We start from the raw sequence: 13420 nt of genomic DNA on the forward strand, positions 1-13420 counted from the left end.
AGATTACCCCTGCTTTTCTGCAATTAAAGCTTCAATATTGGCAAGCAATTCAGCTTCTTGGAATGGTTTACCCATATAGTGAGTCACACCTAAGCTAAATGCACGCTCACGATGTTTTTCACCAGTACGCGATGTAATCATAATGATTGGCAAGTCACGGTGAATGTCATGGTGACGGACTAAGTTTGTCACTTCGAAACCATCCATACGTGGCATTTCAATATCGAGTAGCATCAAGTCTGGACGGACATTTTCAAGCTGCTCAATTGCATCTACACCATCTTTCGCGGTCACGATGTCATAACCTTGACGTTCAAGTAAGCGTGAAGTCACCTTACGTACTGTCACCGAGTCATCGACAATCATCACTAAACGACGTGCATTGGATTGACGGCCCAAATCACGCTGTTCAGCTGAATGTTTAACACGCTGCGTAGTTTGAATTTGACGTGCAATATTTTGCCCATCCAAAATCAAACATACATGACCATCACCTAGAATCGTGGCACCTGCAATCGCGGCCACACTGGTAAATTGTTGACCAATTGGTTTCACCACGATTTGAGAACGTGAACCCACCAGCTGATCTACCAATAAAGCAATGGTTTGACCACTGTTGCCTTTTATTAGCAATACAGGCAATGAATGGCCAACATTATTTAAACGTGGAATTGGCTGATTACCCACAAACTCTGATAGATAACGTAGTTTGTAATTGGTGTTGTCAATTTTAAACACGTCATCCTTACTATTGAAGTAAGTTTCGAGTGCCGTAGGTGCAATACGGACAATACGTTCAATTTGCGCTAATGAAATCGCATATTGCTGATCGCCCGCTTTCACCATCAAGGCATCGCTGACCGCTACCGTCGTTGGTACACGAATCGTAAAGGTCGTCCCTTTACCTAACTCAGACTCAACGGAAACATGACCACCCAAGGCTTTAATTTCACTTTGCACCACATCCAGACCAACACCACGACCCGAAATTTGCGTTACCGATTGTGCCGTTGAGAAACCTGGATGGAAGATCAATTGCAAGATTTCTTGTTTATCGAGGAACTGATCCGCTTTGATTAAACCAAGTTTTAAGGCTTTGTCTTTAATTTTGGTTTCATCAATCCCTTTACCATCATCACTGAAAGACACCAGTACATCAGTACCCTGACGACTAATGTTCAAGACGATGCTACCTACTTCTGGCTTTTTTAAAGCCAAACGGTCAGCAGTATCTTCTAAACCATGGTCGACCGCATTACGCAGCATATGTTCAAATGGTGTCACCAAACGCTCTAAGATCGTACGGTCCAATTCACCTTCTGTATTTTGAACAATCAATTCTGCAGGACGGTTCAAGGTCGAAGAGGTTTGACGCACAATACGTTGTAAACGTGGTAACAAACGATCAAATGGCACCAAACGGGTACGCATCAGACTTTCTTGAATTTCTGACTGAATACGTGATTGTTGTAATAGCAAACCTTCCGCATCACGGATTTTTTCTGCCAAAGTACTCTTGAAGTCAACCAAATCCGACGCAGATTCGGCTAGAGATTTTGACAATTGGTTAATCGATGAATATTGGTCCATCTCCAATGGGTCGAAATCCGCATAGCGTGAATTTTCAGAACCATGTTTGGCAATAATTTGTGACTCAAGCTCACCATCCATTCGACGTAACTGGTCAGCAAGTCGCTTAATTGCTAACTCCATTTCATTCAAGGTATTGCCTAGCTGACCTAAGTCCATCTCAATACGTGAACGGTTAATCGAGTTTTCGCCTGATAAGTCAATCATCTTCTCGACGAGATCAGCCGAGATACGAATCATCTCATTACTGTTATCAGAAGAATTAGCTTCAGACCATTCACCCAACATAGATGGAGGTTCAACACCATCACCTTGAATAAATTCAAAGCCTTTACTGACAATACCTTGTTCTAATTCTGCAACACGGTTTGGCAATTGAACCGTAACATCCACATACTGAATGGATTCTAGGCTCAATTTGATGCTATCAAAATTACTATAGTCGTGGTTGAAGATCGCTTCTTTTAACCATGCCAACGTCGTTTTGAGTAAGCCGTCATATGCATTTGAGTTGAAATGATGAACCGCGAAATGCTCAAACGTCGTCTCAAGTTGATACGCAATTGCGGCAACAGGTTCATTTTCAACCATACGCGCACCACCCTTAATACTGTGGGCAGCACGTTGTAATTGAAGCAATACGTTACGGTCACTACGTTGTTCAGTCCATTGATTTAATAATTGAACGGCTTGTTCAAGAATTTCCTCAGACTCTTCAAGGAAGGTTTCTTCCATGACAGAACGTAGATCGTCATCTGGATGCTCAACATGTTCAGCAACCGCATGTTCAAGATGTTCAACAGCAGACTCAGTGTGAGCAGTCGTTTGAGCTTCAACCACTGCTTCTGCAGTGTCTTCAGCAACATCCATCGGCTCTGACACCGATACATCTGGTTCTACTGCTGTTTGTTCAGTTTCAGCAGAAATAGGGGCCGAAGCCAATGCAACAGCTTCTGAACGCTCTCCTGCCACAATTGACTGAATATTCTTGAGAATATCGATCACATTATTCGCTGGGTAGTCGATCCCTTGGTCACGAATGGTTTGAATACGATCTGAAATATCATCCTGCACTAAACGAATAATTTGAATTAACGCAGGCGTAATCGAAATTTGCTGACGAATAATGCGCTCATAAATCGACTCTAATTCATGCGAAATTAAACCCACATGAGACGCGGCAATCATATTTGCACCACCTTTTAGGGTATGCAAATAGCGCATTAAATTATTCAAAGCTGAAGTATTGGTCTGATCACGTGTCCAAGTACTGAGGTCTTGGTCAATCCCCACCAATAATTCTTCTGCCTCTTCAATAAAGATCCCTAAAAGATCTTCATCAAAGTCATTATTCGCATCAGCCGCTTGCATCTGTTGATGATCAAGTTGAATACGCTGACTTAATTGTGCAAAGTCTACTGCTGTTGTATTTGCAACAGCGGCTTTATCTTCTACTGTGGCAACAGGTTCAGCAACTACATGAGCTTCTGGTGTAGTCGTCGCTGCAACTGCTTCAATGTCTTGTTGAACAAATGCAGTCAGCTCATTTAAGAAACGCTGAACCTCTTCACTTAACACTACACGCTGACCCGCAGCTAAAGTGTCAAATAAGTGAATGAACTCTTGATGTGCTTGCGCAAATAACTCATATCCATAATCAGCATGGAGTAATTCACGCTTTTCAACTAAAGACTGATATGCTGCACGCAGTTGAGTTGTGAAATCATGGATACCAACAGACGCACGATTATCCGTATGTTCAATCAACTCTAAAGCTTGTTGACTGAGCTGTTGAATATAGTCTGGGAATTCAGCAAGGGCACGTTTATCAAACTCAAATTCAGCATCCAATAACTGATCAATATTTAATTCGATTAGTTTAGAAACCAAACCTTGTGGATTATCTTCAGGCGCCAATTGATCTTGGCTAGCAAAACCATAATCATCCCAAGCGGCTTTGAAGGTTTCATAAATAGATGCAAGATTTGCCTTATCTCCTGAACGCAGCACGTGTAAATAATCACGAACAAATTCAGCATATTGAATCAATAAAGCAGTTTCTTTCGAGCTCGATACGATTTCGTCTTGCAATAAGGTTTTGAATAAATTTTCAACTTTTGAACTGGCTTCAAAAATCTCTTCGATTTGTGCCATCGACGAACTACCACGTAAGGTGTGTAGCGCGCGAATCAAGCCATTATAGTCTTGTGATTTACTATCATCAGATTGGAGGAACTGATCAATCGTTTGTAGATGCTCTTCAGCTTCTTCAATAAAAATACTCACTGTCTCTTCGACCAGTGACGCATCTGCATCCAATTGCTCAAGAACAGGTTCTGATTCAACGACCACATCAATCGTGCTTTCAAGCACTTCTACAGGTGACGTAGCTTCAACATCAGTCAGTTCTAAACCAGTGACATCATCTTCAGATTTTAATTGATCTGCCAGTTTTAATAATTCTTCGAGTGCAGGCTCAAGGCTGATATTTTGTTGTAATTGTTGCCCCATTAAAACCAATGGACGTAAGTCAACATCCAATTCGGCAACATTTTTAAACCGTGGATAGAGCTTATATTGATAAACATTTAAAACTGTTTGTGCAAACTTTTGAACGGTCGGCGTTAACTGTACCGAACCCGCAATAACACGGTTCAGCGTATCTTCAACTGCCCATGCAGATTCACCCGCCGATTTTGCCCCGACCATACGACCCGAACCTTTCAGGGTATGGAAATGACGACGAATCGTCGTTAAAGTGTCTTTATCTTGTGGATTTTCCAACCAAGTTGTAAATAAACCCGCTAGTTCTTCAAAGATTTCTTCTATTTCTTCAACAAAAATCTCTAAAATTTCTGCATCTTGATCAAGATAACTATCTTCAGGAAGCGTAGTTGTTTCAACTAAATTTTTTAATATTTCTTTCATAGCTAAGGCTTCTTATGTTTTGCCACCAAGAAGGTTGCTCAAACTTAATTGTAACCATCACCTAAGACTTAACTGTGACGTTAAGTTCACCTTATCGATGTGTTATCTGTAATCGGTGCAGTACCCTAACCGTAGCTAAGGTACTGCAGGTTTGCGCCTGACTTACTCTGGGAGTTTAAAGTCAGATACAGATTCACGTAATGATTCAGCCATGTTCGCCAATTCAGATACCGAACGTGCAGTATCAAATGTTGCACTGGTGGTTTGCGAGGTAATTTCTTGTACAACGTTCATCGTTGTCGCAATATGACCTGCAGAAGCAGACTGAAGTTTTGCAGCATCCGAAATGTTTGCAATCAGTTTCGCCAAGTTACCCGATACAGACTGAATTTCATCCAGTGCTACGCCGGCATCCTTAGACAAGTTCGCACCACGTACAACTTCCGAAGTCGTTTGTTCCATTGAAATTACGGCTTCGTTAGTATCCGTTTGAATGGTTTTTACCAAGCCTTCAATCTGTTTGGTTGCAGACGCTGAACGTTCCGCAAGACGCTGTACCTCATCCGCTACCACGGCGAAACCACGACCTGCCTCACCCGCCATCGACGCCTGAATTGCTGCGTTTAATGCCAAGATGTTCGTTTGGTCGGCAATATCGTTAATCAGTGCGACAATGTTACCAATCTCTTGAGAAGACTCACCCAAACGTTTAATACGTTTTGAAGTTTCTTGAATCTGCTCACGAATCGTGTCCATACCTTCAATTGAACGGTTTACAACATCTGCGCCGTTTGCAGCAATTTGTACTGAACGTTCTGCTACGACAGCTGATTCTTCAGCGTTCGAAGATACTTGGTCAATCGACATTGCCATTTCGTTAATCGCGGCAGATGCACCAGCAATCTCTTGCGCCTGATGCTCAGATGCTTCTGCAAGCTGGTTGGTAATACCCTGCGTATTCGCCGTATATTGTGCAACTTCTTGAGAAGTTTCTGTAATACGCGATACAAGGTCACGTAATTGGTCGATTGCGAAGTTAATCGAGTCGGCAATCGCACCAGTAAAGTCTTCAGATACCGTCGCATACGAACGTAAGTCACCGTCTGCAAGATCGGCAATTTCATCGAGTAAACGTAAAATCGCGTTCTGGTTACGGTCATATTCTTCTTGAAGACGGGTTACACGGAATTTATCCGATTGACCACGTAAAGAAAGAAGTTTGAACACACAGATCAAGAAGGCCGTTAAAGCAAGAATCAACAGTACCGCAGGTAAAATGGTTTTCAAGCCTGTGCTAGAAGACAATTGATTTAAGTTGTCCAACAATTTGTCTGACTCAGCAAAAATTTGTGAAGATGCTTTACGTACGTTCACAATTTGCGTTGAGTTTTTCAAAATTGTCGCAGCCGCTGATTTTAATACATCGTCATATTCAGCTTTAATGCCTTCAAGTGACTCACGTAATTCAGGGCTTTCAATACGTTGTACACCAAGCTCTGTACTACCATCCAATTGGGCATTTAAGTACAAACCGAAGGTTTCAGTATCGGCACTGAAGTCATCTGCAGACTCACGTGAGCTATCAGAACCTGAAAGCACCGAACTGATCGAACGTAAAATACGTTCTGCAATGAATACTTGGTTTTTCGCAATCACCACCTGGTTCGAAGGCATGTCTTGACGTGCCATTTGGTCGACCATCAAGTTATATTCAGCCTGAATCCCCGGAATGGTTTCACCAATCGCGATGTTCGTGTCATATAACTTGTTAATGATTTTTTGTTGCGAAGTAATCAAGTCAATACTTTTTGAAACTTCAGCCCACTGCGTATCTACAGATTTCAGCGCATCGGTATTTGCATGAATATCTTTTACAGTTTCTAAGTTTTCTTTGAACGAATCTTGAGAAGCAATTAATTTTTTCATTGCATCTTCAGTACCTGAAGCAGTTGCCTCAGTTGCTTGACGCGAAATTGTTTGCGAAAGAAGACGGAGTTCACCCAAACTTTGCGTTAATTGGTTACCGCGAGGAACGCTATAGAATAGGTATAATAAAATGATCGTTGCCAGTACTAATGAACCAATCGCACCATAAATAAATGGTTTGGATTTTTCACTATCACCAAAAACTCGAGATAATTGATCTGTCTGTGATTGCAGTTTTGCCAGAAAAGCATTACCGCCTTTACGACCACTAGTGCTTTCACCCGTATTTTTCTTTTTAAGTTTAAAGCCCATTCAGCTTCTCCCCGATTACGCCTTCTTTCGTTCGTGCGCGACAATTAATTTATAAATTTTATAGATGCGTTCATGTATTTGGGATTTTGCAGTAAACGACTGAAGAGAAATACATTCCACTGCTGGTTATGCTGGTGGAAATACCCCTGACAATATTCCTGTAAATTTCGATCCAACTCATTATGTTTAGAAAAATAACTTTTCTTATTAAAGTGTTGAATACCCAAAACTTGATCGACTACCAAACCGACATAATGGTCATTATGACTAATACATAAAACTTTTTGAGTGGGTGAAAAACTACTTCGATGACCGGTTATATATTGTGCTAGGTCAGACAAAGAAAGTAAGCGTCCCCGAATATTGGCTAGTCCCATCACCCAAGGTTGGGTGTTGGGAACTGGCGTATATTTTGGTGGGTAGATCACTTCAGCTACTTCACCTAAAGGAGCAACGTAATATTGCCCCATCATCTCAAAAGCAATGCCTGACCATCGGTTTACTTCATTTTCAGTGGAAACGTAGTTTTTGTTTCCTCGTTTTGCGATTCGAAGTAATTCGATAAATCCATTTGCTGCCATAGAGCTTTATCCTGCATTGAGGTGTTGCTTAATCACATCAATTAATTGTTTTTCGTCTACAGGTTTAGTTAGATAATCAGAAGCACCTTGGCGTTTACCCCAAACACGGTCAGTTGCCTGATCTTTGGTACTTACAATGACAATCGGGATATGCTTGGTGGTCGCACCACGTGCAATTTGACGTGTTGCTTGGAAACCATTCACACCCGGCATTACCACATCCATTAAGACCAAGTCTGGTAACTCAGCTTGAGCCATTGTCACCCCATCTGCCCCATTTGAAGCTTCAATCACTTCAAATCCGTGTTTACCTAAAATTTCTTTAAAACGGAATGTTTCTGTTGGTGAATCATCAACGATTAGGATACGTGCCATGCTTTTTCCCCAAAAAATAAAAAATCTAATTAAGCTGTAACGTGATTACGGATTGCATTCAGCAATTCATCTTTACTGAATGGCTTCGTTAAGTATTCATCCGAACCCACAACACGACCCTTCGCCTGATCAAATAAACCGTCTTTACTTGAAAGCATAATCACAGGAATATTTTGATAATTTTGAGAGTTTTTAATCAGGGCACAAGTTTGATAGCCATCAAGACGTGGCATCATAATATCGACAAATACGATATCTGGATTCGCATCTGCAATTTTTGAAAGTGCTTCAAAACCATCTACAGCAGTGACGACTTCACATCCTTCACGCTGAAGCAGCGTTTCGGCCGTACGACGAATGGTTTTTGAATCATCAATTACCATGACTTTTAGATTTTGGAATTTATCGTCCATTTATTGACCCTACCCATTGAGGATGTACAAACAATTAAGTTAGCAGCATTATTATTTACAAGTTGTGAACATTTTTAACATATCTTTACTTGCGTTTTCAATGAACATTTTCTGCGCAAACACACAAGATTTCTTGTTTTTATTAACTGCTTCACACTTTCCGATGACCAACGATTTTTTTTTAACTTGGAATAGTATTTAATTGTCTTAATTAAGCATATTATAGCAAGATTATTACTTTAAAATAAGTAATTTAGTCAACTTTAAACTGGGGAGTACAAGGTTGAGTCCGTTTACAAAAAAAATTCACTTGATTGGCCTTAAACATTTCTCAAAAAAAGTCATTCTGACGACTTGTTTACTGGCTTATACCCCGCTTTTATTTGCTGCACCAACCAATACGCAGCAACCACAAAAGGCGACTTGGTATCGTTACTATGACAGTAAAGGCATAGCAAACATCAGTACCAATGTGACACCAAATCACATCCGCTATGGTTATGAAGCACTTGATCAAAATATGCAAGTGATTAAACGTAACCGCCCCTACAATGCTGAAGCTGATGTTAGACAAGCTCCTCAGCGTGCGGCTCAAGCACGTCAGCAAGCATCAGATATCAAACTTAAAAAAGCCTATACCAATAGCCGAACTGCGGCCATTAAAAAGCGTGATGCACTGACGGGTATACGTAAACAGATCGTGTTTGAACAAGAACAATTAAAACAATTACAAAATGATCGTGTATTATTTGTTCGCCAAGAACGTGAACATTTTCGAAAAGGTGAAACCGTTCCGGCAAAATTAAAAACAATGTTGGATAATAATCAAAAAAATATGGTAGCGAAAAAAGAATATATTCAATCGTTACAAACTCGCTATCGAAATACAGAAGCTGAATACGACAGAATTATTACGCGTTTAAAAGCGATGGAATAAACTTGTTATTCAATTGCTTTTGTAGACCGCTGATATAAGGACCATTATGCAATCTGCACAGCAATCATCCCCTTTTTTAAAGCTTAGCCTGCTTTGCATAAGCCTGACTTTGGCTGCATGTCAAAAAGAAGATCCGCAGCAAAGTGTAAAACCAGAAAATAAGATTGAATTGATTCAACAAGATCTGGTGACGATCGAACAAGGCAACGCCATTTCAAAAACAGCCTTTACAGGCACCATTCGGGCAGTCAATCAGAGCAGTATTCAAGCCCAAGTCACTGCGACTGCAACCAATGTTAATGCAGAGGTCGGACAACGTGTCAGCAAAGGCCAAGTGTTGGTGCATTTAAATAATCAAGACAACGCAGCACGTCTTGCTCAATCACAAGCGAACCTCGCATCCACACAAGCTCAAGCCAATCAAGCCAAACTGATGATGGAGCGCAAACAGCGTTTGCTAAATCAAGGCTTTATTTCCAAAGTAGAGTTTGAACAAAGTCGTGTCGATTACCAAGCTCAACTGGAAAATGTTCGCGCCCAACAAGCCAATGTCGATATTGCACGTAAAGCCAATCAAGACGGCACCATTTATAGCCCTATCCAAGGCGTGATTACCAAACGTGATGTTGAACCGGGACAAACGGTTGCTGCGGGACAAACCCTTTTTGAAATCGTCAATCCAGACCAATTGGAAATTCAAGCCAAATTACCAAGTGATCAGCAAGCTGTACTGAAAATTGGACAAAAAATTGAATATAACATCCAAGGCAATAGCAATTTACTCACTGCACAAATCAGTCGGATTTCACCGATTGCTGATCAAGCAAGTCGCCAAATTGATTTTTTTGCAGCCCCAAATGAAACCATTACATCATTAAGTATTGGTGCTTTTGTCGAAGGTCACATTTTAGGTACAGATAATATTTCAGGCCAAAAAATTCCACTCGATTCCATTCAAAGTCTAAAAGACCAACCTTATGTCTGGGTCATACGTCAAAATAAAATTGCCAAAGTGCCTGTACAAATTTTGAATCAGAGTTATAGCAATAACACCGCGATTGTTCAGGGCTTACAAAATAGTGATCTGATCAGCCGAATTAAATTTAATGATTCAGATATCAAACAAGATGTAAGTATCAGCCAAAATTAAAAGAATAAGGCAGGACAGTTGTTATGTGGTTAACCCGAATTAGTGTGAAATATCCTGTTTTCACCATCATGATGATGTTCTGTCTGATGGTGCTAGGACTCGCTTCTTGGCAGCGTATGGGCGTTGAAGAGTTTCCTGATGTCGACTTCCCTTTTGTTGTGGTCTACACCAACTATCCGGGTGCTTCTCCTGAGTCTGTCGAATCTGAGATCACCAAGAAGCTTGAAGATCAAATCAATACCATTTCAGGCCTTAAGCAAGTCATTTCACAGTCCAGTGAAGGTTTATCCACGGTCATTGTCGAATTTAATCTAGACGTCTCATCCTCTGTAGCTGCACAGGATATTCGAGATAAAATTGCACCGGTAACCGCACAATTTCGTGATGAAATTGATGACCCCATTGTAGAACGCTACGACCCTACTGCCAGTGCGATTATGTCGATTGTTTTTGAATCAAAGGACATGTCTTTACGTGATTTGAGTTCCTATCTCAATCAACGGATTGTGCCACAGCTCAGAACAGTTCCCGGTGTAGGTACGGTCAATTTATTGGGCGATGCGCAGCGACAAATTCGAATACAAGTAAATCCGCAAAAATTACAAAGTTTCGGGATTGGGATCGATCAAGTTATAAACACCCTAAAATCTGAAAATATTGAAGTTCCGGGAGGAACCTTAAAACAAAAGAACTCAGAATTGGTGGTCGAAATTAAATCTCGGGTTATTCACCCAAACTCATTCGGTGATTTAGTGGTTGCCAATAAAAATGGCGCGCCGATTTATCTCAAACAAATTGCCGAAATAGAAGATAGCCAAGCTGAAATGGAGTCGAGTGCTTATCTGAATGGTAAAACAGCCGTCGCTGTCGACATTCTGAGAAGTTCGGACTCTAATGTGATTGAGGTTGTTGATAATACCCGTAAAACCTTAAGTAAAATCCAACAGCAATTGCCGCAAGGCACGACCGCAGAAATTGTGGTTGATTCTTCAAAAGGTATTCGTGGCAGCATTAAAGACGTGGCACGTACGATTTTTGAAGGTGCAGTACTTGCGGTACTCATTGTATTGTTATTTCTCGGCTCATTTCGTTCGACAGCCATTACAGGTTTAACCCTACCGATTTCGCTACTAGGTACCCTCACCTTTGTTTGGATTTTTGGTTTTACCATCAATATGATGACCCTACTGGCTCTCTCACTGAGTATCGGTCTCCTGATTGATGATGCCATTGTAGTACGCGAAAATATTGTCCGCCATGCCGATATGGGCAAGGACCACGTCACCGCTGCACTCGACGGCACAAAAGAAATTGGTTTAGCTGTATTGGCCACAACATTGACCATTGTCGCGGTATTTTTACCTGTGGCATTTATGGGCGGCATTATTGGGCGTTTCTTCTATCAATTTGGTGTAACCGTCAGTACCGCTGTACTGATTTCAATGTTTGTGAGTTTCACCCTTGACCCCATGTTGTCTGCTCACTGGGCAGAGCGCCACGATCCAAATAAAAAGCCGGGTAAAATCAAACGTTTTTTTAACTGGATTTCGGGCAAGCTCGACAACCTAAGCCATCATTATGAAAAATTACTCAAGCTTGCTTTAAAGTTCCGTCTCATCACCCTTTTAATCGCCGTCGCGTCTCTATTTGGCGCATTAGCTTTATCCAAAATGATCGGAACTGAATTTGTACCCGTACCAGACAAAGGTGAAATTCGGATCAAATTTGAAACACCCGTTGATGCAACCCTTGAATATTCGCAGGCTAAGCTTAAGCAAGTCGATCGTATCATTCGCCAACATCCAGAAGTCAAAGCCACTTATGGTGCAATTAATAGTGCCACTGATCGGGGTAAAAACCATGCTAGCATTCGTGTCACTGTTTCACCACGTACGGAGCGTAGTCAAACCTTAACGGATCTCAACAATGAATTCCGTACCCGCTTAAAACATATAGCAGGTATTACCATTACCTCGATTGCCTCAGCTGATGAAACAGTTTCGGGCGGTCAAAAGCCGGTCATGATCTCGATTAAAGGCCCCGACTTGGATGAGTTACAACGCATTTCAGATCGATTCTTGGTTGAAGTTGCCAAAGTCGAAGGTATTGTCGACTTAGAAAGCTCGCTTAAAGAACCTAAACCGACGCTAGGTGTACATATCAATCGCGTTTTAGCCAGTGATTTAGGTTTATCCGTCAATCAGATCGCCAATGTGTTACGCCCTCTTCTTGCGGGGGATAATGTAACAACGTGGAAGGATGATAAAGGCGAAACCTATGATGTAAATTTACGACTCACTGAAGATCAGCGTCGTCTGCCAACTGACATTCAAAGCATGTACATCACATCACAAAAAACCGATGCCGTAGGCTTACCTATCTTGGTTCCATTGGCAAGTGTGGCTAGCTTTGAAGAAACGCTCGGTGCTTCACAAATTAACCGTCGTGATCTAGCACGTGAAGTGATGGTTGAAGCCAACACGGCAGGTCGTCCCGCGGGTGATATTGGTGCCGAAATCAATGAGATTGAGAAAAATTTCGACTTGCCACCGGGTTATAGTTTTGTCACGCAAGGTGCCAATAAAGATATGGCTGAATCTGCAGGTTATGCAATGACAGCGATTACCCTCTCTATTGTATTTATTTATATTGTTTTGGGTTCACAATTTAATAGCTTCATTCACCCTGCAGCCATTATGGCTTCATTACCCTTATCATTGATTGGAGTTTTCTTAGCCCTATTCTTATTTAATTCAACCATGAACCTCTTTTCCATTATCGGGATTATTATGCTCATGGGCTTGGTGACAAAGAACGCAATTCTACTCATCGACTTTATTAAAAAAGCCATGGATCATGGTGTAGATCGTTATGAAGCGATTATTGAAGCAGGTAAAACCCGTTTACGTCCCATTTTAATGACCACCAGTGCAATGGTGATGGGTATGGTTCCGCTTGCACTTGGTTTAGGTGAAGGCGGTGAACAAAGTGCACCAATGGCACATGCCGTGATTGGCGGGGTGATTACCTCTACCCTACTAACACTTGTGGTTGTGCCGGTGATTTTTACCTATTTGGATGATTTCCGAAACTTCCTTGCACGTCAGGCCAAAAAAATCATGTCATAATGACAAAATCTAAAATGAGGTGACTTTGGGAAATGTTCACCTCATTTTTTATTGTATACTCTCAACTTTAACGCTTAATT

8 protein-coding genes are annotated in these 13420 nt (G+C 41.3%); 3 read left to right on the forward strand and 5 right to left on the reverse strand.

Translation table 11 applies throughout. From position 1 onward, the window contains the following. Positions 1-3 precede the first annotated feature (3 nt). The 5 genes from FTU79_RS03820 to pilG form a co-directional block, all read right to left on the reverse strand. Positions 4-4518 (reverse strand): Hpt domain-containing protein, encoded by a 4515-nt coding sequence (locus FTU79_RS03820; protein WP_180048958.1) that lies wholly within the window; start codon positions 4516-4518, stop codon positions 4-6. A 162-nt stretch (positions 4519-4680) separates the two neighbouring features. Beyond that, entirely contained in the window at positions 4681-6756 is a 2076-nt protein-coding gene (locus FTU79_RS03825; RefSeq protein ID WP_078192256.1) for a methyl-accepting chemotaxis protein, read from the reverse strand. Positions 6757-6800: 44 nt separating this feature from the next. Beyond that, positions 6801-7337, reverse strand: coding sequence for a chemotaxis protein CheW (locus tag FTU79_RS03830; protein ID WP_078191058.1), 537 nt, complete (start codon positions 7335-7337; stop codon positions 6801-6803). Positions 7338-7343: 6 nt separating this feature from the next. Next, entirely contained in the window at positions 7344-7712 is a 369-nt protein-coding gene (locus FTU79_RS03835; RefSeq protein ID WP_078191059.1) for a response regulator, read from the reverse strand. Positions 7713-7741: 29 nt separating this feature from the next. After that, entirely contained in the window at positions 7742-8125 is a 384-nt protein-coding gene (gene pilG / locus FTU79_RS03840) for a twitching motility response regulator PilG (protein ID WP_078191060.1), read from the reverse strand. Positions 8126-8468: 343 nt separating this feature from the next. Here pilG and FTU79_RS03845 point away from each other — a divergent pair, with 343 nt between their 5' ends. Genes FTU79_RS03845 through FTU79_RS03855 form a run of 3 tightly spaced genes read left to right on the forward strand, consistent with a single transcriptional unit; the run spans position 8469 to position 13340 of the window. Further along, on the forward strand, positions 8469-9062 hold the full coding sequence (locus FTU79_RS03845) for a hypothetical protein (protein WP_373683064.1): 594 nt from the start codon (positions 8469-8471) through the stop codon (positions 9060-9062). A 46-nt stretch (positions 9063-9108) separates the two neighbouring features. After that, a complete protein-coding gene (locus FTU79_RS03850; RefSeq protein ID WP_180048959.1) occupies positions 9109-10212 on the forward strand; it encodes an efflux RND transporter periplasmic adaptor subunit in 1104 nt (367 codons plus the stop codon). Positions 10213-10235: 23 nt separating this feature from the next. Further along, complete coding sequence (locus FTU79_RS03855) at positions 10236-13340, forward strand: efflux RND transporter permease subunit (protein WP_180048960.1); 3105 nt, start codon at positions 10236-10238, stop codon at positions 13338-13340. The last annotated feature ends 80 nt before the right edge of the window (positions 13341-13420 follow it).

Source organism: Acinetobacter sp. YH12144, from assembly GCF_013418345.1.
GTDB lineage: Bacteria > Pseudomonadota > Gammaproteobacteria > Pseudomonadales > Moraxellaceae > Acinetobacter > Acinetobacter amyesii.